Source organism: Psychrobacter sp. DAB_AL32B, assembly GCF_002224105.1.
Classification (GTDB): Bacteria; Pseudomonadota; Gammaproteobacteria; order Pseudomonadales; family Moraxellaceae; genus Psychrobacter.
This window is the reverse complement of the sequence record NZ_NEXU01000075.1, coordinates 1-21,682: the sequence shown is the minus strand read 5'-3', so window position 1 is coordinate 21,682 and position 21,682 is coordinate 1. Positions and strand designations below refer to the sequence as shown.

The 21,682-nt window shown below is 42.3% G+C and carries 20 protein-coding genes and 1 tRNA gene; 15 read left to right on the top strand and 6 right to left on the bottom strand.

Annotation, left to right across the window (positions count from 1 at the left end; genetic code table 11):
- The first annotated feature begins 215 nt into the window (after window positions 1-215).
- The 8 genes from CAN34_RS09175 (at window position 216) to CAN34_RS09140 (ending at window position 9,415) form a co-directional block, all read left to right on the top strand.
- Window positions 216-1,016 (top strand): SDR family NAD(P)-dependent oxidoreductase, encoded by an 801-nt coding sequence (locus tag CAN34_RS09175; RefSeq protein WP_089555394.1) that lies wholly within the window; start codon window positions 216-218, stop codon window positions 1,014-1,016.
- Window positions 1,017-1,143: 127 nt separating this feature from the next.
- Complete coding sequence (locus tag CAN34_RS09170; RefSeq protein ID WP_089555393.1) at window positions 1,144-2,289, top strand: FAD:protein FMN transferase; 1,146 nt, start codon at window positions 1,144-1,146, stop codon at window positions 2,287-2,289.
- Between the two features lie 157 nt (window positions 2,290-2,446).
- Entirely contained in the window at window positions 2,447-2,692 is a 246-nt protein-coding gene (gene nqrM / locus CAN34_RS09165) for a (Na+)-NQR maturation NqrM (protein ID WP_079692912.1), read from the top strand.
- 360 nt (window positions 2,693-3,052) lie between these two features.
- Window positions 3,053-4,342 carry a CynX/NimT family MFS transporter gene (locus tag CAN34_RS09160; protein WP_254423144.1) on the top strand — a complete coding sequence of 430 codons (1,290 nt, stop codon included), beginning with the start codon at window positions 3,053-3,055 and terminating at the stop codon, window positions 4,340-4,342.
- 90 nt (window positions 4,343-4,432) lie between these two features.
- Window positions 4,433-5,275 carry an arylesterase gene (locus tag CAN34_RS09155; protein WP_089555392.1) on the top strand — a complete coding sequence of 281 codons (843 nt, stop codon included), beginning with the start codon at window positions 4,433-4,435 and terminating at the stop codon, window positions 5,273-5,275.
- Window positions 5,272-5,979 (top strand): ABC transporter ATP-binding protein, encoded by a 708-nt coding sequence (locus tag CAN34_RS09150; RefSeq protein WP_089555391.1) that lies wholly within the window; start codon window positions 5,272-5,274, stop codon window positions 5,977-5,979. Before CAN34_RS09155 ends, CAN34_RS09150 begins: the two co-directional genes overlap by 4 nt.
- Window positions 5,979-8,666, top strand: a complete 2,688-nt coding sequence (locus CAN34_RS09145) for an ABC transporter permease (protein WP_089555390.1) — start codon at window positions 5,979-5,981, stop codon at window positions 8,664-8,666. Before CAN34_RS09150 ends, CAN34_RS09145 begins: the two co-directional genes overlap by 1 nt.
- Before the next feature lie 35 nt (window positions 8,667-8,701).
- The gene (locus CAN34_RS09140) at window positions 8,702-9,415 is read left to right on the top strand and encodes a hypothetical protein (RefSeq protein WP_089555389.1); all 714 of its coding nucleotides are present in this window, start codon (window positions 8,702-8,704) and stop codon (window positions 9,413-9,415) included.
- A gap of 91 nt (window positions 9,416-9,506) precedes the next feature.
- Here the strand turns inward: CAN34_RS09140 and CAN34_RS09135 are convergent, their stop codons facing one another.
- Window positions 9,507-10,211 carry a hypothetical protein gene (locus CAN34_RS09135; RefSeq protein WP_089555388.1) on the bottom strand — a complete coding sequence of 235 codons (705 nt, stop codon included), beginning with the start codon at window positions 10,209-10,211 and terminating at the stop codon, window positions 9,507-9,509.
- Window positions 10,212-10,591: 380 nt separating this feature from the next.
- Here CAN34_RS09135 and CAN34_RS09130 point away from each other — a divergent pair, with 380 nt between their 5' ends.
- Together CAN34_RS09130 and CAN34_RS09125 are read left to right on the top strand one after the other, a co-directional pair.
- Window positions 10,592-11,065: a hypothetical protein gene (locus tag CAN34_RS09130; protein ID WP_089555387.1), complete on the top strand. Its 474-nt coding sequence runs from the start codon at window positions 10,592-10,594 to the stop codon at window positions 11,063-11,065.
- A gap of 243 nt (window positions 11,066-11,308) precedes the next feature.
- Window positions 11,309-12,640, top strand: coding sequence for a valine--pyruvate transaminase (locus tag CAN34_RS09125; RefSeq protein WP_089555386.1), 1,332 nt, complete (start codon window positions 11,309-11,311; stop codon window positions 12,638-12,640).
- Window positions 12,641-12,686: 46 nt separating this feature from the next.
- Here the strand turns inward: CAN34_RS09125 and CAN34_RS09120 are convergent, their stop codons facing one another.
- From CAN34_RS09120 to hisB, 3 genes are all read right to left on the bottom strand, one after another.
- Window positions 12,687-13,079, bottom strand: a complete 393-nt coding sequence (locus CAN34_RS09120) for a hypothetical protein (RefSeq protein WP_089555385.1) — start codon at window positions 13,077-13,079, stop codon at window positions 12,687-12,689.
- A 118-nt stretch (window positions 13,080-13,197) separates the two neighbouring features.
- Entirely contained in the window at window positions 13,198-13,842 is a 645-nt protein-coding gene (gene hisH / locus CAN34_RS09115; protein ID WP_089555384.1) for an imidazole glycerol phosphate synthase subunit HisH, read from the bottom strand.
- Window positions 13,843-14,496, bottom strand: coding sequence for an imidazoleglycerol-phosphate dehydratase HisB (gene hisB / locus CAN34_RS09110; protein ID WP_089555383.1), 654 nt, complete (start codon window positions 14,494-14,496; stop codon window positions 13,843-13,845). It abuts the gene before it with no gap.
- Window positions 14,497-14,859: 363 nt separating this feature from the next.
- Here hisB and CAN34_RS09105 point away from each other — a divergent pair, with 363 nt between their 5' ends.
- Together CAN34_RS09105 and CAN34_RS09100 are read left to right on the top strand one after the other, a co-directional pair.
- A complete protein-coding gene (locus tag CAN34_RS09105; RefSeq protein WP_089555382.1) occupies window positions 14,860-15,282 on the top strand; it encodes an acetyl-CoA sensor PanZ family protein in 423 nt (140 codons plus the stop codon).
- Between the two features lie 123 nt (window positions 15,283-15,405).
- Window positions 15,406-15,481 (top strand) — tRNA-Phe (locus tag CAN34_RS09100).
- Window positions 15,482-15,575: 94 nt separating this feature from the next.
- On the opposite strand, the gene CAN34_RS09095 is transcribed toward CAN34_RS09100, so the two are convergent.
- Entirely contained in the window at window positions 15,576-15,929 is a 354-nt protein-coding gene (locus tag CAN34_RS09095) for a hypothetical protein (protein ID WP_123891915.1), read from the bottom strand.
- A gap of 184 nt (window positions 15,930-16,113) precedes the next feature.
- On the opposite strand from CAN34_RS09095, the gene CAN34_RS09090 reads away from it, so the two are divergent.
- The 3 genes from CAN34_RS09090 (at window position 16,114) to ilvD (ending at window position 19,227) form a co-directional block, all read left to right on the top strand.
- Window positions 16,114-16,614 carry a DUF4385 domain-containing protein gene (locus CAN34_RS09090; protein WP_089555380.1) on the top strand — a complete coding sequence of 167 codons (501 nt, stop codon included), beginning with the start codon at window positions 16,114-16,116 and terminating at the stop codon, window positions 16,612-16,614.
- Window positions 16,615-16,743: 129 nt separating this feature from the next.
- Window positions 16,744-17,421, top strand: coding sequence for a phosphoglycolate phosphatase (locus tag CAN34_RS09085; protein WP_089555379.1), 678 nt, complete (start codon window positions 16,744-16,746; stop codon window positions 17,419-17,421).
- A gap of 126 nt (window positions 17,422-17,547) precedes the next feature.
- Entirely contained in the window at window positions 17,548-19,227 is a 1,680-nt protein-coding gene (gene ilvD / locus CAN34_RS09080) for a dihydroxy-acid dehydratase (protein ID WP_254423145.1), read from the top strand.
- A 347-nt stretch (window positions 19,228-19,574) separates the two neighbouring features.
- Here the strand turns inward: ilvD and CAN34_RS09075 are convergent, their stop codons facing one another.
- Window positions 19,575-21,185 (bottom strand): YifB family Mg chelatase-like AAA ATPase, encoded by a 1,611-nt coding sequence (locus CAN34_RS09075; RefSeq protein WP_089555377.1) that lies wholly within the window; start codon window positions 21,183-21,185, stop codon window positions 19,575-19,577.
- Between the last annotated feature and the right edge of the window lie 497 nt (window positions 21,186-21,682).

The window sequence follows — 21,682 nt, the reverse complement described above, 5'->3', positions numbered from 1 at the left end:
TGCGGCCACCGATGATGAACGCGGCGGTTATCGATATGTTGCATAGTCTAGGTGTCGAAGATGAAAACATTATGCTTGATGACTTTGGTGGTTAAGCTCCCTCATTAAGCCCGCACGATTAACTTGATAATATATGTTAAATTAAGAGTCTCAATCGAGGCTCTTTTTTTATGGGCTAAATAATAGCAATAATAGATTAACAAGAAAGGATTCTTATGAAAACCAAATACAAAGACTTGACCATTTGGATAACAGGTGCATCGAGTGGTATCGGCGAAGCACTAGCATTAGAATTTGCTAAACGCGGGGCTAGAATTATTTTGAGTGGTCGTAACGCTGCAAAACTAGAAGCGGTTAGAGCACGCTGCAAAAAATCAGATAAGCATATCGTCGTGCCTTTTGATATTGCTGATGCCGAACAAGTAAAACAAGCCTATCAAGCGGTGATAGCGCAAGCAGGAAAAATCGATTGGTTGATTAACAATGCTGGGGTCAGTCAACGCTCGCTAATCATGGACACAACTGAGGAAGTCGAGCGTCAATTGATGGAGATAGACTACTTTGCACAGACTCGACTGAGCAGATTGGTGTTGCCAGATATGATTGCTCAAAATGGCGGTAAAATAGTCATGATATCTAGTATAGCCGGCCTACTCGGTTCGCAATATCGTGGAGCATATGGTGCAGCCAAAGCAGCTATCCATATGTGGGCAAACAGTCTGCGCGCTGAATTGCACGATCAAGGGATAGAGGTGGCAACGGTATTCCCAGGATTTATTCAAACTAATGTCTCTATCAATGCGTTAACTGGCGATGGTAGCGCGCAAGGCACTATGGATGATGCTACCAATAAGGGCTTAACCGCTACTGCATTTGCTAAACAAGTCCGTAAAGCGTTAATGAAAGGTGAGGAATATATTATTATCGGTGGTCAAAAAGAAAAGCTTGCGATGATGGTCAATCGATTATCGCCACCCAAGCTTTACAAAATGATTCGTGCAGCTCAAGTAAAATAAATCTAGCGCGTGAGTATCAATGACTTGAGCTTATGAATTGGCGTTATAGTTACTAAAGGGTGTAAAATAGGCACGCCTTATATAAAGCGCCTCTCACTTCTTTGCCATAAAAGCTATTATGATTCATATGAAAAAACCAATAATGCAACAATCAGCCCCACTCTCATTATCTAGCAAATCGATAAACACGACCTTATTACCCATTATTGCCATAAGCGCTGTAATCGGTCTTAGCGCTTGCCAACAACCGCCAGATTATAACAATCTAAGCGGTGAAACGATGGGCACCAGCTACCATATTAGCTATCAGTTGCCCAAAGGTGCTGATGAGGTCGCCATACAAGCTGCTATCGATGCACGCCTGCAACAGATTAATGACAGTATGTCGACCTATCAAGACGACGCGACTATCTCAAAGTTTAATCGCTTAGCGAAAGACACACCCATTACTATTGATGCTGATTTTAGCCATGTGTTGGAGGTCTCACGACAAGTGTATGAGCAATCAGGTGGCGCGTTTGATCCTACCGTCATGCCGTTGATAGAAACTTGGGGCTTTGGTAGTACGATGACCGTTGAGCGTTTACAAAGTCCACCGAGTGCAGCTGAAATAGCTCAAGCACTCGCCTTAGTCGACTTTGAAGGCGTCATTCAAAAAAACAATACCATTTATAAAACTAAAGATGGGATCGGCTTAGATTTTTCGGCAGTGGCTAAAGGTTATGGCGTTGACGTTATCGCTGATGTGCTTAAAAACAGCTATCAAATTCGCAACTATATGGTTGAGATTGGCGGTGAAGTAGCGTCATCAGGCGTTAGCGCACAACAGCAACCGTGGCAAATTGCCATTGATGCACCAATAGAAGGCAGTACGGTCAGCGAACGGCAAACGATTGCAGCTATTCGTCAACCGATAAATAATGATAATAAGATGCATCTGGCGACATCTGGAAACTATCGCAATTCAATCATATTTGATGGCAAGCATTATAGCCATACGATTGATCCTACAACGGGTGAACCAATTGTTGGTGGCGCACCATCAGTAACTGTCGCTGCAGATTCAGTCGCACTTGCCGATGCTTGGGCAACCGCATTAACGGCGATGCCCTATGCAAAAGCGTTGGCGACTGCTGAAAAACAAAATATAGCTGCGTTATTTGTTATATTGGCTAAAGGTGTCAAAGTAGACGATGCTGCTGACAATCTTGACGATTGGCAAATAGTGCAAAGCACGGCTATGCAGAAAATGCGCGCTGATAAAAAACCTTAGTTTCAAAAGCGGTAAGTTTTCAACAATACAGCACTGAGACGGCTGCTAAGCACAAGCCGACAACGCAAAATTTTGCTATACTATTAATAAGTTATCATATAGATGAAGTATTATCTTACCGATGACAGTCCTATTTTTTAAACGTGAGGTTTCCTCCATGCTTAGCCAACTACTGCCCATGCTCGCTATCACCTTTACCGTATTCATGCTGTTTTTTATCTTTATGGGTATCGGTTATATGGTCCAAAAAAAACCACTTAGAGGGTCTTGTGGTGGTGTCGCTAAATTGATGGGCAATGAAAAATGCTCATACTGTGGTGACGATCCCAATAAATGCGACTCACTTATCGCTGAACAACAAGAAAATGCGCTTAAAGCAGCTCAATTAGGCAAATCGGTGTAAGTGGTAGATTTGTTACCATACGCTGGTAGTATTTAGTCATCATTTGTTCTTATAATAGCGTCAAGTCTTTTAAAAAGAGGCTGACGCTATTTTTGCTTACGCCATACCAATTTTTATAAGCAGCTATTGATAAAGTACGCTTTATCATCGAAATCTCAAATTCATTGTCTATATAATAAGTTTGCCCTGATTGATAGGGTAGCAAGCTCATATAACCTGCTTTCCGCAAGTATGTCTGTATTTCCGTATATTGTCTCATTCACCATCTTGATGACGTATTCTGGTGTTATTTTATAAGCGATGGTACGCCAGCGCTTTTTAATGACGTGTCTTTTTTCTTATGCTGATAGTCGTGCCGCTATGTCTACCTCTTCTAATTTGCAAACTGATTTAACACCCCAGTCCCAGTCACAAGCACAGTCGGACGCTCCGTCAAACTTGAAGCTGCCATCTTCACGCTTTACGTTTTGGCTGGTACTGTGTGCCATGATTTTATTGGCCACCAATATGCGCTCGCCGATTGTAGCGCTGGGCTCTATCGCGCCTGTGGTACAGGAGGCGCTCAACATCTCCGAAACCCAAATCGGTTGGCTTGGCGCGGTGCCAATGCTGACCTTTGCACTGGGTGCTTTTGTTTCGCCCGCGATTGGTAAGCGGTTTGGTCTTGAAAATACGCTGATTGCGATGATTGCCTTGTTGACCACGGGCATGATGATTCGTAGCCTCATTCCCACTTGGATTGGGTTTTTAAGCGGCACATTATTGCTGACATTGGCAATTGGTTTTGCCAATACACTCGCTGCTCCTGTTATCAAGCAACGTACGCCCAATCACATTCCCTTAATTACTGGCTTATTTAGTCTCACCATGACGGTCTCGGCAGGCATTGTCGCAGGTGTAGTACTGCCATTATCTGCGCAAGTCGGTTGGCAATGGGCGCTTGGCGGTTGGTCTGTTTTGGGGATATTTGCCTTCATTATTTGGGTGCTGTTACGGCTGCGCTTAGGCTCATCAAACCATCAGCCAATCGTGCCGCTTGCTAAGGGCGTACAAGCGCCGTCAAAAATTTCTATGTGGCGCACGCCTTTTGCTTGGCAAATTGCAATCTTTATGGGCTTACAATCGTTGCTTTTTTATACCGTTGCCAGCTTTTTACCCTCGATTTGGCTCAGTAAAGGACTACCAGCAGTGAGCGCTGGTCAAATGGGCTCTGTTTTTCAATTTATGGCTCCGGTAGCGATTTTGAGTTTGACGTGGCTGGTGAACCGTGGGCGTCCTATACAAGCGTTGGCGGTACTTGCTGCCGTCTTGAACGTGATTGGCCTTTTAGGTATCAGTTATTTATCGGTAGATTTGGCGTGGTTGTGGTCAGCGCTAATGGGTATTGGCTGTTCAGCCATTTTTACCTTATGTATGATGCTGTTTTCGATGCGAACTTATACCGCTAACCAATCAAGTGAGCTTTCTGGAATGGCGCAAGCAGTCGGCTACCTAATTGCGTTCTTCGGTCCTTTGGGTACAGGCTGGTTACACGAAGCGACGAATAGCTGGGATGTGCCATTATTTATTATGTTGGTATTGATGACTATAAATGTAGGGTTTGCTTGGGTGGTCAGCCGTCCGGTGATGGTCGACGGTAAGAAGATTTAATTTTTATCATTAAGCAATTAACTTTTGCACCATATTGCTGCTTATCTGATTCTGCTAGACTGACTTTATTGTATATAGGACAGCAGAATCATGATAAACAGACCTTTTCGCTTACCGCAGCACTTGCTCACGGTCGCTGCACTGACCGTAGCAATTGCTATCAGCGGTTGTCAAAAAACGCCTGATGCCAATGATGCTAAGACGGATAATGGCACTCAAAATAGTACTCCAAGCGCTGACCCTCAAGCAGCCGAAACTCAGCAAACAACCACTTCAACTGAGCAGCAATCTGCACCGATAACCATATTGGCACTTGGTGACTCGCTGACAGAAGGGCTTGGCGTCGATAATGACGCCAACTACCCCGCTCAGCTAGAAGTACGCTTAAAAGAACTTGGCTATAAAAATGTCAAAGTGGTTAATTCAGGCTTAAGCGGTGAAACCAGTACCGGTTTGGTCAACCGCTTAGATTGGGTGTTGCAGACTAAGCCTGATATCACTATTTTGACTGTGGGTGCCAATGATGCCATTCGTGGTATTGATGTAGCGACGGTTGAAGCCAATATTCGTACGGCTGTTAAACGCCTGCAAGATGGTGGCAGTGAAGTTATCTTGGGTGGCATGCAGATTTATGACAATCTCGGCTCTGATTACGTAAAATCATTCGCAGCGATATATCCAAGGGTGGCGAAAGATATGAACGTGACGCTTATTCCCTTCTTTTTAGACGGTGTCGGCGGTGACCCTAAGCTTAACCAAGCGGATGCCATTCACCCGACTCGCGAGGGTTACAAGATTATCGTTAATGATAATATTTTGCCAATCTTACAACCTGAGCTTAAAAAATTAGAAGCAAGTAATGCTGGCGAATCAATAAAACCTAACAAGCCAGCACCAACCTCGACGAGCACGCCTACTGAGACTGCGCAATGACATCATCACCTTCAGCTACAACCATCACAACAACAAAACCAGTAGCACTACTTACTGCCTCACAGTTAAATAAAACCATGCAAGTCGGTGACCAATCTTTATCCATTATTAAAGACGTCGACATTCATGTCAATGCTGGCGAGTTCGTGGTCATCATGGGCAAATCCGGCTCGGGTAAATCTACTTTACTTGGGTTATTAGCGGCGCTAGATTATCCGGATAGCGGCAGCGTTGAGTTGGCTGATCAAACGTTAAGCAGCCTTGATGAAGATGCCTTAGCCGTCATTCGTCAACGCGATATGGGTTTTGTCTTTCAATCTTTTCATTTATTGCCAACATTGACGGTGGCAGAAAATATTGCCTTCCCACTTGATATTGCTCGGCGTCCAAACAAAGCACGAGTGAATGAATTGATTGAAGCCGTTGATTTGGGGCACAGACGCAATAGCTTGCCCAATCAGCTATCAGGTGGCGAACAACAGCGTACCGCTGTCGCACGAGCGTTAGTATCGCAGCCAAAAATTGTCTTTGCTGATGAGCCAACGGGTAACTTAGATGAGCAAAACGCCAATCAAGTGATGAAATTATTATTAGATTTACGTCAGCAAGTTGGCTCGGCGTTGGTCGTTGTGACCCATGACCCTGCGCTAGCTGAAATGGCAGATCGGGTCATTACTATGCATGATGGGCGGATTGTATCTTAATGAATAACAAGCATAGAAATGATAGTTCATCGACCGATACTATTGATACAACCGGCATGGCAAAAGAGTCAGATTATACTGGCGGTATTATTTACCGTTTATTTAAAGGTTTGGGCGCGCAAGCGTTAAGTCGCAGTTGGTGGCAGCGCTGGATATATCCGGTATTATTTTTACTGACTTTAACGCTTTCACTGGCGACTTATCTAACCTTAGATTCGATTCAACAGTCAGTTAATACCTATATTAATGACAATCAGCTCGCACTGGTTGGAGGCGATTTGATATTAAACAGTCAACAAGACTGGCCAAGCGAAGTGTTGACACAGGTAGCAACGGTCGCTGATGCGCAAAAAGTTTATGATTATCAGTTTAGTGCGATGGTAGTGACCGCTGAGCAAACTTTACTTGCCCGCGTTAAAGCCGTATCCCCTGCTTATCCGTTATATGGAGAGGTTGAACTGGCATCTGGTCAGCCTTTATGGCAGCAGCTCAAGCCTGACAATGTGGTCGTCGCCCCAGAAGTTCTTAAAAGCCTAAACGCTAATGTCGGTGATAAAATTACCATTGGTGAGGGACAGTTTACGATTAGTGATGTGCTAACGAAAGAGCCTGACCGCCCGTTGACGGCGTTTGGCTTTGGTGGACGAGTGCTGATGCAACAAGACGCGATCGCCGCAACCAATCTATTGGGTGAGCGTAGCCGCATCAACTATCGTATTGAATTAGCAGGCGAACCAGAATTAATCGCTGAGCAGCGCGATAAGCTGACGCAAATATTGAACAATTATCCTGATATCGAGCTTTCAGATGCTGAGTCAGCAGATACTTCTGTTTCGCGTATCTCTGATAATGTGTTGATGTTTTTAAAACTCTTGGTCATTGCCGTCTTGTTATTATCGGCGGTAGCGATGTATGGGGTCATCACCGCGTTTGTGTCCAAGCAGCAATCTAGCAATGCCATTCGCTTAGCATTGGGTGAGCCTCTTGGCAGTCTTAAACGCAGCTATTATCAACTATTGATTGCAACGACTATCATTGCTGGTATCGCCGCGATTATCGTTAGTTTTGGCTTACTCAAAGTTGGCCAGCCGTATCTTGTGGCTATCTTGCCAGCAGATGTTGGCTTAGCCATCAACCCTATCAGTGCCATTAAAACCATTATTATAGCTTTGGTGCTGACGTTGCTTATCGCACAGCGTGGCTTAAGTTCGCTTAATACCACCAAACCCGCAACCTTGCTTAGCCAAGGTGCAAGCTCGCCAGCGCAAAATCTGCCTTGGTATCGACGCCTACCACTACTATGGTATGCGCTAATGCTCACAGGGCTTTATGCGTTCTTTGCCTATGAAGTGGGTTCGTTTAAGTTAGGCGCTCAGCTGTTAGTAGGTTTAATTGGTTTCGTAGCAATATTTTGGCTGTTGGCGCGTGCTTGGTTACGGCTACTTGCCAAGTTGGCGACCAATAGCAATATCAGTTGGATGCAGCGGATTGCTATTCATAATCTTGCGCGTAAAGGCAATCAGTCAGCGCTATTTTTTGTCACGCTATCACTGTCGGTCGCTGTGCTTACACTCATCACCACCCTCAATCATAGTATCAATACCCAGTTTATTAATGCCTATCCTGAAGATGCGCCGAATTTATTTTTGTTAGATATTCAAAGCGATCAGCATGATGAGATTAATAACATCATTGAGGCACCAGTCAGCTACTACCCTGTCATTCGCGCTCGCGTAGTAAGCGCTAATAATATACCCGTACAAGATATCGAGCCTGCTGATGGCTTTGATGATCCCACTCGTGTTTTTAATTTAAGCTACTCAGATACAGTCATGGAGACTGAGTTTATTACAGATGCCGTCAAAGACAAACAGCTTTACGCGCCTGTTAATTCGCAAAGACTGACTCAAAACGGGCAAGACTCATTACAAGCATCAGCACAAACACCAGACCAGACACCAACCCAAACAATCGTACCAATGTCTATTTTAGATACCGCCGCAAGCCTACTTAATGTCGGTATGGGTGATGAAGTTCGCTTTAATATTCAAGGGATTGAAATCGTCGGTCAAATTACCAGTATTCGCTCGCGTTATGAGCAAGGACCCAGTCCTTATTTTTACTTTTTATTTGAGCCTTCTGTTCTCTCTGCTGCCCCGCAAATCCAATTTGCCACTGCCCATGTAGCAGCGGATGATATTCCAGACTTGCAAGGACAACTGGTCAGAGCATTTCCTGCCGTAACGACCATTGATGGCACTGCTATCGCGCAGCAAGTCCAAGAGTTGGTTGCACAAATGAGCCGCTTGGTTTATGTCTTTACTCTACTGGCTCTATTGACTGGCATCATGGTATTGATTAGCTCGTTACTGTCCACCTCGCAAGATCGCATGCAAGAAAGCGCTTCGTTTAGGCTGTTAGGGATGCAAAAACGCGACTTATATATGTTGAATATACTAGAGCTTGGATTGCTTGGACTTAGTGCCGCGACATTTGCGGTCATTATCGCTAGCGTTGGCGCATGGGCTGCGATTACTCAATGGTTTAATCTACGCTTTAGTGTACCTTGGGCGAGTTTAAGTATTGGCGGTATGGCATTGGTTGTCTTGCTATTTGGCATTGCGATTATTTATGTGAGATTGGTGATTGGGCGCGGAATTATGGCAAGGGTAAGGGCGATGATTTAGAGGTTGTTGAATATATTTTTTATTAGGAGAATAAAATGTTGCAACAAAAACTGTTTGAACGTTATATGAGTATTGCTATAGAACATCAAGCGTTTTTAGAAAAATTCTTATCTGATAAAGATTTATCAAAACTGCTTTTCGGCAGTATATCTGATGAATATGAGCAAGCGCCTAATAAAATATTAATTATTGGCAGAGAGACTAAAGGTTGGTTAAAAAGTTGTAACGACTTCCAATATAATGGAAATGGACTCAAGCGGTCGATGAATAAAAGTAAAGATTTTGTACAAAATCAATTAAAAGAGGGAAGGAAAGATACTTGTGGTAAATCATTCTTTAATTTTGTGCGTGATATTGCAAAAAAGAGCGGTGGAAACGGTATATTATGGGCTAATATCTACGCTGCTGATTACAAGGGCAAACATATTAATCACTTAAAAGATAAAGATATGATAAAAGGGATAGAAACTATTTCTAAAAAAATTATTGTCGCTCAAATTGAGGTCCTAAATCCTGATATCATTATATTTGCTACAGGTAATCAAGGCATTAATGCGAGACGTAGATACTTTCCAAACTCTAATTTGAGAGAATGCACAGCTATTGAGGGTTACCCCTCAAAGGATTTATGGGCTTTTAAGCTACCTGAGTATGATGCTCAGTGTTATCTCATACATCACCCTAGCGCATTTAGTAGTGAGAAAAAACAAGCAAGACAAAAATTAATTGAGTTATTACCAAGTATGTAAATGTTGAGGATTAGACCAAACGATCTCTAGGTAAGGTCTAAAACAACCAAAAGACCTCATAGTATTTTCACGTGCCAAAGCGAGTCATGACTTATTTACTTTGTGGTGGCTCTTTAGGATATATTACACTGATATAAGCATCATTTAATGTACTTGTCGCCATGCCATAAAGTACCATATCAGAATTACTCATTTTTCGATCAACCATGTTTATAATTTTGCTAGATTGATCAAGACTCGCAGGATTAATTGTATGGATGTACAGCAATAGATTTTTAACGTCCTTTATTGGTAATTTTGCTGTAAAATTTTCGATTTCTTGTTCATTTTGTTCGATAAAGTCATCTGATTGATAAAGTTTTAATTCATCATATTGAGTATATGGGCATTGATTAAAAAAACTGACGATGTCATTTAAATCCATAGCAATGTAGCTTCCGTGCACACTTAACATAGCTTGGAACTGATGTACAATCCTATCAACTTGCTCAATCTCGCAGCAAACCATACCATCTACGACGTTATCAGTTGTCATAAATCTATCACTAGTTTGTATACCAATCAATAAATCTGCACCTGTCTGTTCTTTTAATGCTCTAAGACTTTCTTTATTCCACTCGTCATCAAATAAAAAGAAAGCACAGCAACAAGGTACGTTAAAGTCATCTTCAAGGTAATACAGTTTAAACTGTGTATTAAGCTTCCAGTTGTTGATCGTATCATCTTGGATAGTATACTTTGAACCTGTCGATTTAATAGGTTCAGGCTGAAATTTTTGGTCTGTAATACTATTCATTGTCACTCCTTTTATTATCTATAAATCTACCCAAACCTCACTACAATTACAGTAGCGTTGTCATAAGCAATGCCCTGTGTCTAATATACTTATTTTTTAGCAAGCACAGGGTAAGTTAGTTTATTAGGTAGATTACACCTTGACTTCATTCTCTACGAGAATTTGATAAGTATAACCAACCCTACTCCAAACTTGATTTTTAGGAAGGTTTTGTTTAACTAACGATAGTCGCCTTGAGGAGCGGATGGCGAGAGTAGCTACAGAGCCTTAATCACCATTCCTTGCATTATGCAAATTCTATGAAATCATTGCAATTTTCATAGCCAAGCTCTAAACCAGCTCTTATAATCAATAGCACATACTGTCTTAATCGACTATTTATGCTAAAACGACTCTGTAAATCCTTATTTTTCATCATTATCTTATTATTATTGACGATATTCTTATTTGATGTTTTTGGTACTTTAGATGTCAGAAGTGGCCTGACTCGTCAAGTCTTTTACGGACTTGTGCTGGTAGTTATACCTTGTCTCACACTCTATTATGCCGTGAAAGGTCTATTTTCCGAAAGTAAAGGCTGGCTAGCCCTTATAGCTGTGTTTGCATCTATTAGCGTAGCAATCGTTGGTATTATCTTTACTATCTTTTTAGCTCCCTATGGCTGGGATACCTATAGCGTTGTCTATGAACACAACCATCTCTCCTTTAAAAAAATAGAGTTTCAAATGAAAGATGTTGGTGCTAGAGGCTTTCAAAGACGTACCGTTGAAGTCACCTATTTAACGCCACTATTTATGATAGTCCATCCTATAGATGAAGAGGCCGTGGATACTTTAGAGTGGCGAAAACTATAGTCACCATATTAGCGGGCATATAAGGTATGAACGGATGACAAGGTTAGCTAAAAACCCTCAGATCTCAAACCAAAACGCCTTTTATTCATGTAGAGGGCGTTTTTTTATTCACTCGACGTATAGGCATATAAACCAATATCAGCCGTGCCGTTTGCTTATTTTATAGCAACCATTTGCTATACTATCCCAACTTTATCGATTAAATAACACCTTATAAACCCTTCAAAAAAGCATGGTAGCCTTATGAAATTCTCAAAATTTGGTCAAAAATTTACCCAACCTACTGGTATCTCACAATTGATGGATGATTTGGGTGATGCACTAAAAAGCGATCAGCCTATCAACATGCTGGGCGGCGGTAACCCTGCCAAGATTGATGCCGTCAATGAGCTTTTTTTAGAGACTTATAAAGCGCTTGGCAATGATAACGATACGGGTGAAGCCAATAGTAGCGCTATTATTAGCATGGCGAATTACTCCAATCCGCAAGGTGATGCCGCCTTTATCGATGCGTTAGTCGGCTTCTTTAATCGTCATTATGATTGGAATCTGACAGCAGAAAATATCGCCCTAACCAATGGCTCACAAAACGCCTTTTTCTATCTGTTCAATCTATTTGGCGGTGCTTTCGTTGATGAGAAAAACCAAACAATAGATAAATCTATTCTACTGCCATTGACCCCTGAATATATCGGCTATAGTGACGTGCATGTTGAAGGTCAGCATTTTGCTGCTGTACTACCGCATATCGATGAAGTGACCCATAATGGCGAAGAAGGTTTCTTTAAATATCGCGTCGACTTTGAGGCGTTAGAAAACTTGCCCGCGCTAAAAGAGGGCCGTATTGGCGCTATCTGTTGCTCGCGCCCGACTAACCCTACTGGCAACGTCTTGACTGATGATGAAATGGCGCATTTAGCTGAGATTGCCAAGCGTTATGAGATACCGTTGATTATTGACAATGCTTACGGTATGCCGTTTCCTAATATCATTTATTCTGATGCGCATCTCACTTGGGATGACAATACTATCCTTTGTTTCAGCCTGTCTAAAATTGGTCTGCCCGGTATGCGTACCGGTATTATCGTTGCAGCTCCCGAAGTCATTGCCGCTGTTAGTGCGATGAATGCGGTGGTGAATCTCGCACCGACGCGTTTTGGCGCTGCGATTGCCACGCCACTAGTCAACAATGACCGCATCAAGCAGCTATCAGATAATGAGATTAAGCCCTTTTATCAGCAGCAAGCGAATACCGCCGTACGTTTATTAAAAGAAGCATTGGGTGATTATCCACTAGCGATTCATAAGCCTGAAGGCGCGATTTTCTTATGGTTATGGTTTAAAGACTTGCCGATTACGACCGTTGAGCTATATGAGCGTCTAAAAGAAAAAGGCACGCTTATTGTGCCAAGTAAACACTTTTTCCCTGGTGTCGATGTGAGTAACTACCAACATGCGCATGAATGTATCCGTATGAGTATTGCCGCTGATGAGCAAACGCTGATTGATGGTATTCGAGTGATTGGTGAAGTGGTACGCGAGCTTTATGATGAGGCTAAGAGTCAAAACGACTAAGCCTTTTAATATACAAATAGTTAATCATAGAAATAAAAAAACGGACTTATGAATAGTCCGTTTTTTTCTGTCGTTTAATCATGGGTTTGACTGTATTGATCGACTGAAAAGTCTTTGTGCATACGGTAAATCCATAAATGACGTAAGAGAGCAGGCTCGTATTGATAATATCATGGATACTGGCCTTTATTTCTGCACCCGTTAAGCCTGAGAGGCCTAAATCTGTAATAGTATGCCGATTGTCCAAATACTCACCCAATACAGCGATAGCCGTGACCATAATTAAAGCAATAAACGCTCTGACGCTGTATTTTTTAAAAATTGGACGTAGTAGGATTAAACTTAATAAATAAACACTGATACCCACATAAATATGTAAGGCATCTTTGTCTAAGCCTGTGGCATCGACGACACCGTTTTTGAATAGATAAAAATCCACGATTTTATTCCGCGTATAAGAGATAGAAAATAACTGAGTATAAATTGAGAATAAAAAAGGCAGGTTATATATTTGCTAACCTACCTTACTGCTCAATCAAACATTTAATACATATTTCTTAAATATTCCAATCCACAAAGTTCTTTAACAGTTGCAAGCCTGCAGTATGGCTTTTTTCTGGATGGAACTGAGTGGCAAATAAGTTATCTTGCAAAATACTGGCACAAAACGGCTGCCCATAATCACAAACGGCCGCCACTTGTGAGCTATCAGCTGGCTCGCAATAATAACTGTGCACAAAATAAAAGTGCGAGTTGTCTTCAATACCTTGCCACAGTGGATGTTCAAAATCCATGCCACTAATAGTATTCCAGCCCATATGCGGCACTTTAATAGTCGCGCCTTGCTCATCTGTCCATGTCGGATCAAACGCTTCTACGCTGCCATCTAAGATACCCAAGCATTTTGTACCACCATTCTCAGCGGACTGCTCAAATAACGCCTGCATACCGACACAGATGGCCATGACAGGCTTATTGAATATGGCATGACGTATGACCTCATCAATACCTGCTTCGTGCATGCCAGCGATACAATCACGCATAGCACCGACACCGGGGAAGAAAATCTTATCGGCAGCAGCGACTACTTTAGGATCATTAGTGATGGACACTTCTGCGCCGACCGCTGATAGTGCCTTGCTGGCAGAGTGCAAATTACCCATACCATAATCTAATAGTGCAATCTTTGTGGCTCGACTCATCTAAAAAGCCTCTTTGGTCGATGGCAAGGTGTTCAACGCGCGCTCATCATATTCGCACGCCATACGCAGTGCACGGGCAAAGGCTTTAAAGGTAGATTCGATTTGGTGATGGCTATTTTTACCTTTTAAATTGTCTAAATGCACTGTCATCCACGAATGATTGACAAAACCGTAGAAGAATTCACTAAACAAATCCACATCAAAGGTACCAACGTGCGAGCGCGTGAATGGAATCTCCATATGTAATCCTGGACGACCAGATAAATCAACCACCGCACGCGTTAACGCTTCATCTAGTGGCGCATAAAAATGTCCGTAACGACGAATGCCTTTTTTATCACCCAACGCTTTAGCAAAAGCTTGTCCAAGCGTAATACCCGTATCTTCAACACTATGGTGATCATCAATAAAGGTATCGCCATTACATTTAATATCTAGGTCGAACAGGCCGTGACGCTTGATTTGGTCGATCATATGGTCTAAAAATGGCACGCCCGTATCTACAGTGCCTTGACCAGTACCATCAAGATTGACCGTACAAGTGACTTGGGTCTCAGCGGTATTGCGCGTTACAGTCGCGGTACGTGCGGCGTGACCGTAAAGATTTTTAGCAGAGTTTTGGTCTTGAGATTGTTCAGTAGAATTGGCTGTCATGGCTACTCTCTATAAATATAAAAGCAAACAATAAAATAGGGCTATCGATAAGCCCGGCGTGTTCTCAATTTGAGAACCATAAAATAGAACCATAAAATTTTAATAAGTATAAATTGCTTATAGTTCATTCTATCCTATCGCAAAATATTATAATAAGGACAGATGATGCATTATCTATCCTTATCATAGCAAACCCTAAGATTTACTGCCACGACCACGCGGTAATCTACAGGCAAATTTACACCATTCTACTAAAATAGTGACTTAATATTATCAATCATTGCCCAATAACCGTTATGCTCATTATATTAAGTCATGCCGCACCAGATAACTAACTATCAAATGAAAAAATAGGAAGCCACTATGCCTTTAGAAGCGATTGCCATTAACGACTTGCAAACCCCTTTGATGAAAAAGCCGACTCGTGAAAATGAATTGGCTGAGCGCTTACAGGCATTGTATGATACCGATGACAACCAGCCTGATGGCGCTGAAGTATTGGCACTTATTGAGCAAGGTTTTAAGCGTGGTCAGACTCTATATGTCGGTATGTTTAATGACAAGCCTATCGCCGCAGTTGCCTGTTTTGATGATGGGCAGACCGATGCCAAGCGCCTGCAATATTTGACGGTACATCAACAAAATCGTGGGCGTGCGATTGATGCTAAGTTTATTAAACTGGTTTATGACGCCGAAGTGAAAAAAGGCGTGCGCCAGTTTGTTCCTGTTGATGCAGATATTCACCGTATTATGAGTGAATATGAGCTACTGCGTGTTAAAGATTAGTTTTAGGATAAAAAAGGCTTATTTTAATGATCTATCAATTATTTTTGCCCTTTTATCACATATAATGCAGAAATAACTTGACAGGAACGCCTATATTTAGTTTAATAGCGCCTCAACGAAGACGGCTCGATAGCTCAGTCGGTAGAGCAACGGATTGAAAATCCGTGTGTCGGCAGTTCGAACCTGCCTCGAGCCACCATTCGTTTAAGATTTCTAAAAAGCCCTGAACATTTATGTTCAGGGCTTTTTTTATGTCTTTAGGCTTTAAATATTTATTTTTAATAAAGTTATTTTTATGACACGGGGTCTCTTAATAACAGCTCACAAGGCTCACGATAATTTAAATCGTAAATAGTTGCGCGATAATCAATACCATATCGACCTTCAGAGAATACTACTTGATCACCTATTGATAAATAGCAAGATTGACGCGCATCATAGATAAAGTCATCAATGACAAACATCTCATCACGGTCGACGTCTTTGACCGTGTAAATATTATCTTTGACCGTATTATCACTTAACAATGATCGCTCAAACCAAGCACTATGAGCGCTATTAATACTTAGAAAAGCTATCGTCAATCCTAATAATATTAGGATTCCTGTCCTAGACGACATTAGCTCGTCCGTAGTAAATCTATTCATTGTGACTTATCCCGTTTACTTTTCCTAAAGTCCATTTTGTAGCGCCTGTTAATCTTGCATGGCGGTTTTTACAATATCTTAAACAACTACTGTCACTCATTCATAACACTTTTGTGCTGTTTTATGTGCCTGCCCGCTAAGTATACTAAAAGCGATAAACAGTGATAGGTTAAGAGTAAGAACTATGAGAGAGTTTGATTATGATTTAGATTATAAAAACTTGGACTTACGCGCACAGCCTGAGTTATATCGTGTCGGTCGTGGCGAGCAAGGAGTGTTACTGATAGAGCCTTATAAGTCCGAGATTCTGCCGCATTGGCGTTTTGCCACTCCTGATATTGCGCTTGAGAGTAGTGGTATTATTTATCAGATGTTTTTAGATTATCTAGCTGACAACGACTTTGTCGGTGCAGATATGGCGCGCAAATTTATTCAAATGGGATATACCCGCGCCCGTCGTTATGCCAATCATAAAGGCGGCAAAAAATATAAAGGGGCTGTCCCTGATGATAAAAAAGATCAAAGCGGTGCGCATGGTCGCGAAGAACTGCCAAGGCAAACCGAAGACCCTATTAAAGCAGAATCGGCACGTATCTTTAAGCAAACTTGGGATAAGTGTCGTGAAAACGAAGACTATTTAAAAATGAAAGCTGAACACCGTCAGCGTTATCAAGACGTTGAATAGTAGATACTGAAATAGCAGTAAAAGTGAGTTCTATGGCTGACCTATGCTATGGTAATAAAGACTCTACATAGTAATTTTAAAAACTCATAACTTAAAAATAGAATGGATAATTCTAAATCGCGAGGAATAATGGATAAGCAGCTTTTAATTTTTGACTTCGATGGCACCTTAATTGATAGCGTACCAGATTTGGCTGATGCGACTAATGCGATGCTGACTACGCTTGGTAAACAACCTTATCCTATCGATACCATACGTAACTGGGTGGGCAATGGCTCAAGAATGCTCGTTGAGCGCGCCTTGGTCGGTAAAATAGAAGTGTTAGAAGAGGAGTTGACGCAAGAAGAAACTGATCATGCCGAACAAGTTTTTTTTGATGCTTATAAGAATCTTAGTGGTAGCAAAACCGTCGCCTACCCAGATGTAGATAGCGGACTAAAAAAACTACAGGCGGCAGGGTTTAAGCTGGCATTGGTGACCAATAAGCCGATTCGTTTCGTACCGAAAATATTGCAATCTTTTGGCTGGCAGGATTTGTTTAGCGAAGTGCTAGGCGGTGATAGCTTGCCGGTTAAAAAACCAGATCCTGCGCCACTGCTGCATGTCTGTGAGGCTTTAGGTTTAACTCCAGTACAAGCGGTCATGATTGGTGATTCAAGAAACGACATCTTGGCAGGACAAAACGCCAATATGGATACGCTTGGACTGTCATACGGCTATAACTATGGGCAGGATATTCGTGAGCTAAACCCTACCGCAGCGTTTGATAGTTTTGCGGCATTGGTTGAATATATTTTAAAAGATTAGGGCGTATTTAGAATAGTTAAAAAACAAGAAGGCAAATTTTTACCCTACATATTTACAAACTATAACTAGTCTTTACTTAAGCTTAAACAAGCCAATAAACCGTTACGCTATTGGAGATAGAGAATGATTAAAAAAGACAATACCAACAGAAAATACTCCGCTATTTTGGTCGATGGCATTCAAAAAGCACCAGCCCGTTCTATGTTGCGTGCAGTCGGTTTTACTGATGAAGATTTTAAGCGCCCACAAGTAGGGATTGCCTCTACTTGGAGCCAAGTAACCCCTTGTAATATTCATATTAACGGCTTAGCTGAGGAAGTGGCTAAAGGCGTTTATCTTGCCTATGCCAAACCCATTATTTTCAATACCATTACCATCTCTGACGGTATTGCTAACGGTTACCAAGGCATGAAATACTCATTGGTATCGCGTGAAGTGATTGCTGACTCCATTGAAACCGTATCAGGCTGCCAAGGTCACGACGCTATAATTGCTATTGGTGGCTGCGATAAGAATATGCCTGGTTGTATTATGGCCATGGCACGCTTAAACCGTCCTTCACTGTTTATTTATGGCGGTACCATTCAGCCGGGTAAAAATCATACTGACATCGTTTCTGTATTCGAAGCCGTCGGAGCCAATGCCCGTGGCGATATGACCGAAGAAGAAGTATTAGAAATTGAAAGAACGGCTATCCCTGGCCCTGGTTCTTGTGGTGGTATGTATACCGCCAACACTATGGCATCAGCGATTGAAGCGTTAGGCATGAGCTTACCGGGCAGCTCTGCTCAAGAAGCTATCTCTCCTGAAAAACGTGAAGACTGCCGACAAGCAGGCCGCGCGATTCAGTGGCTCATTGATAACGACATTAAGCCTAGCGATATTATGACGCGCAAAGCTTTTGAAAACGCTATTACCATGGTTATTGCTTTAGGTGGCTCTACCAACGCTGTACTACATTTACTGGCCATGGCCGATGCGATTGACGTAGCGCTAAACATTGATGACTTTACCGAAATAGGTAAGCGTGTGCCGGTACTGGCCGACTTACGCCCATCAGGTAAATACTTAATGTCAGAGCTCATTAAAATTGGTGGTATTGCTCCATTAATGAAGCGTTTACTGGCAAAAGGTTTACTGCACGGCGACTGCTTAACCGTTAATGGTAAAACCATGGCTCAAAACCTAGCTAACGTAAAAGACTACCCAGCCGGCCAAGACATAATCCGTCCATTCGACAAACCAATCAAAGCCGACAGCCACTTGCGCATATTACGTGGCAACATTGCACCAACTGGTTCGGTGGCAAAAATCAGTGGCCAAGAAGGTACTAAGTTTACTGGCACAGCACGTGTATTTAATTCAGAAGAAGACTCCATGACTGCTATTTTAGATGGCACTGTCGTGGCGGGTGATGTGGTTGTTATTCGTTACGAAGGCCCTAAAGGTGGCCCAGGTATGCGTGAAATGCTGTCACCAACCTCGGCCATTATGGGTCGTGGCTTGGGCAATGATGTTGCGTTAATTACCGATGGTCGCTTCTCTGGTGGTAGTCATGGCTTTGTCGTCGGGCACATCACGCCTGAAGCCATGGTTGGCGGGCCGATTGCTATTATTGAAAACGGCGACACCATTACCATTGATGCCGATAACAATGAAATAAACTTAAACATCAGCCAAGAAGAAATTGAGAAGCGTTTGAGTGCATGGAAAGCACCAGAGCCAAACATAAAGCGCGGTGTGCTGGCTAAATACGCTAAAACGGTTGGCAGTGCCTCGGAAGGTGCCATTACCGATAAGTTTTAATCGCTATCAAAAACACCTTAGGCAAAGGAATGCCTAAGGTGTTTTTCTTCTGTTGAATTTCCTGCCTAGAACCTCTCTCATATAGTTGAATTACTTTAAAGCAGATACGAGTGCTACTGGAGTAATTTTTTCGCAGCCTCTGTCACGCTTGCGAACAGCAAGCAAGAAAAATTTATTCCAGTAGTGCGAGGTTATTAATGTATCGACTTTATCTCCAACTGACTATCATATTAATGATTTATATCCCCCTGCTTCCTTCAAAGCACCCTTCAAAGCACCCTTCAACTAAATATATTGATTTAAATAAGCTAGGAAGTCTCACTAGGCTTTTTTGACTTAATAATAAATCATTTACTACGATAACTTAGCGCTTCAGACACATGGGCGCTTGTAATATCAACACTGTCGGCAAGATCGGCAATCGTCCGCGCGACGCGTAATACCCGATGATAGCCACGCGCAGATAAATTCAGGCGCTGCTGCGCAAGCTGCAATAGTTGTTGCTCACCCTCACCTAGCTGGATATACTTATCAATCTCGCTAGGACTAAGCTCATTATTGACCTTTTTCTGTCGTGTTAGCTGACGCTGATGTGCCGCAGATACTCGACTACGTACCTGCTCAGAGGTTTCACCCGCTTGAGCATTTTGCAGGTCAGCAATCGGCAATGCTGGCACGGTAATATGCAAATCAATCCGATCGAGTAGCGGTCCTGACAGTTTATCTTGATAGCGTTTAATCTGCTCAGGTCGGCAGCGACAACGTCCTGAGCCATCACCATCATAACCACACGGACATGGGTTCATTGCCGCTACCAATTGAAAGTTTGCAGGAAAGGTCATCTGTGAATTGGCACGGCTAATGGTAATTTGTTTTGCTTCTAATGGTTGCCGCAACACTTCCAACACGGTACGGTCAAACTCCGGTAATTCATCAAGGAATAGTACGCCTTTATTGGCAAGGGTAATCTCACCAGGTTTAGGGCGTGAACCGCCACCGACCAATGCGACAGCTGATATCGTATGATGAACTTGTCTGAATGGACGTGTGCCATAGTCGTAATCACTATCTGCGACCGAATACGTACTAGCGACCTCTAATGCATCCTCAGCACTCAAGTCCGGCAAAATAGTGGGTAACCGTGAGGCCATCAAGGTTTTACCTGAACCAGGTGGCCCTGTAAATAACAGCGAATGACCACCAGCTGCGGCAATCTCTAAGGCACGCCGAGCATGGTGCTGCCCTTTGACATCAGCCAAATCCACTTGATAGCCAATATGCTGCTGTGCTGGACTGGGCTGCACCACCTCTAGACGCTCATCTAAAAGGCTAGCATCTGTTAATGACTGCAAGTGATTACAAACGGCCTTGAGGTTTGGCGCCGCCAATACTATTATTCCATCAACACGGCTGGCTTCGGCACCATTATCAGTCGGTACTATTAATTGCGGTGTGGGTAATTGCCGCTTGGATAGCCGCAGTGTGGACGGCGATAATGGCTGACCTTCATTGGTTTCTGGTTCATCACTCTCTGATACTGGCAATATTTTTAACGCTAATACCTCAGCTTTCATCGCCCGTGCGACTGCTAAGCTCCCCGTTACTTGCCGAAGCTCGCCATTGAGCGCCAACTCACCGATGAACTCAAATCCTGATAGCACTTCTGGATCCAATTGATCACTGGCTGCCAAAATACCGATGGCAATAGGTAAATCAAGACGAGCCCCGTCTTTAGGCAGATCTGCGGGTGCTAAATTAATTGTCAAACGTCGATTAGGGAATTGAAAACCAGAATTAATAATCGCTGAGCGTACTCTATCCTTACTCTCACGTACCGCCGCTTCAGGTAAACCAACAATGGTCAATGCTGGCAATCCTTGTGACAAATGCACCTCAATAATTACCTTGGGTGCATGCAGTCCGACTACTGAGCGGGTATAGACTTGTGCAAATGACATGAGCCCTTCCTAATATAGAGGTTTATCGATAATAGAGTATTATTATTAAGTGCGCAAATGTTGTGTTTTTTATTTTTGAATTTATTAAAGATAATCTTATCTCTACCTTATATTTTAGACTTACAAGCGCGCTATATTGCCTATCTTTAAAGAAAATATGATTGATTAATTAAGCTAATATATTCACTAACATAGATGTTTGGAATTGTTATATGATGGATGAATGCTTTTTGATTCTTCTGATTCATCAAATGTTTACAGTTTTTATTTAAACCTTCTCACTTTTACTGCTAGCTAGGACAGTAAAAATAATTGAAAAACTTAATGACTAGCAAGTATGAGCAATCAAAAAAGCATGCACAATAAAAGGATTTATTGATAATTTAAAGCTGGGTAGCAATTTTTTTGCTATCGCTTTCTAAACTGGTAATTAATAATGAATAGTACGGTTTTAGAGCATCAAACTACTTTATTTGTATGTGTACATAATTACGTTT

Excerpts from the sequence above, each read along its gene's own strand:
- CAN34_RS09175 (WP_089555394.1), top strand. The coding sequence starts at position 216 with ATGAAAACCAAATACAAAGACTTGACCATTTGGATAACAGGTGCATCG.
- CAN34_RS09170 (WP_089555393.1), top strand. The coding sequence starts at position 1,144 with ATGAAAAAACCAATAATGCAACAATCAGCCCCACTCTCATTATCTAGC.
- nqrM (WP_079692912.1), top strand. The coding sequence starts at position 2,447 with ATGCTTAGCCAACTACTGCCCATGCTCGCTATCACCTTTACCGTATTC.
- CAN34_RS09160 (WP_254423144.1), top strand. The coding sequence starts at position 3,053 with ATGTCTACCTCTTCTAATTTGCAAACTGATTTAACACCCCAGTCCCAG.
- CAN34_RS09155 (WP_089555392.1), top strand. The coding sequence starts at position 4,433 with ATGATAAACAGACCTTTTCGCTTACCGCAGCACTTGCTCACGGTCGCT.
- CAN34_RS09150 (WP_089555391.1), top strand. The coding sequence starts at position 5,272 with ATGACATCATCACCTTCAGCTACAACCATCACAACAACAAAACCAGTA.
- CAN34_RS09145 (WP_089555390.1), top strand. The coding sequence starts at position 5,979 with ATGAATAACAAGCATAGAAATGATAGTTCATCGACCGATACTATTGAT.
- CAN34_RS09140 (WP_089555389.1), top strand. The coding sequence starts at position 8,702 with ATGTTGCAACAAAAACTGTTTGAACGTTATATGAGTATTGCTATAGAA.
- CAN34_RS09135 (WP_089555388.1), bottom strand. The coding sequence starts at position 10,211 with ATGAATAGTATTACAGACCAAAAATTTCAGCCTGAACCTATTAAATCG.
- CAN34_RS09130 (WP_089555387.1), top strand. The coding sequence starts at position 10,592 with ATGCTAAAACGACTCTGTAAATCCTTATTTTTCATCATTATCTTATTA.
- CAN34_RS09125 (WP_089555386.1), top strand. The coding sequence starts at position 11,309 with ATGAAATTCTCAAAATTTGGTCAAAAATTTACCCAACCTACTGGTATC.
- hisH (WP_089555384.1), bottom strand. The coding sequence starts at position 13,842 with ATGAGTCGAGCCACAAAGATTGCACTATTAGATTATGGTATGGGTAAT.
- hisB (WP_089555383.1), bottom strand. The coding sequence starts at position 14,496 with ATGACAGCCAATTCTACTGAACAATCTCAAGACCAAAACTCTGCTAAA.
- CAN34_RS09105 (WP_089555382.1), top strand. The coding sequence starts at position 14,860 with ATGCCTTTAGAAGCGATTGCCATTAACGACTTGCAAACCCCTTTGATG.
- CAN34_RS09095 (WP_123891915.1), bottom strand. The coding sequence starts at position 15,929 with ATGAATAGATTTACTACGGACGAGCTAATGTCGTCTAGGACAGGAATC.
- CAN34_RS09090 (WP_089555380.1), top strand. The coding sequence starts at position 16,114 with ATGAGAGAGTTTGATTATGATTTAGATTATAAAAACTTGGACTTACGC.
- CAN34_RS09085 (WP_089555379.1), top strand. The coding sequence starts at position 16,744 with ATGGATAAGCAGCTTTTAATTTTTGACTTCGATGGCACCTTAATTGAT.
- CAN34_RS09075 (WP_089555377.1), bottom strand. The coding sequence starts at position 21,185 with ATGTCATTTGCACAAGTCTATACCCGCTCAGTAGTCGGACTGCATGCA.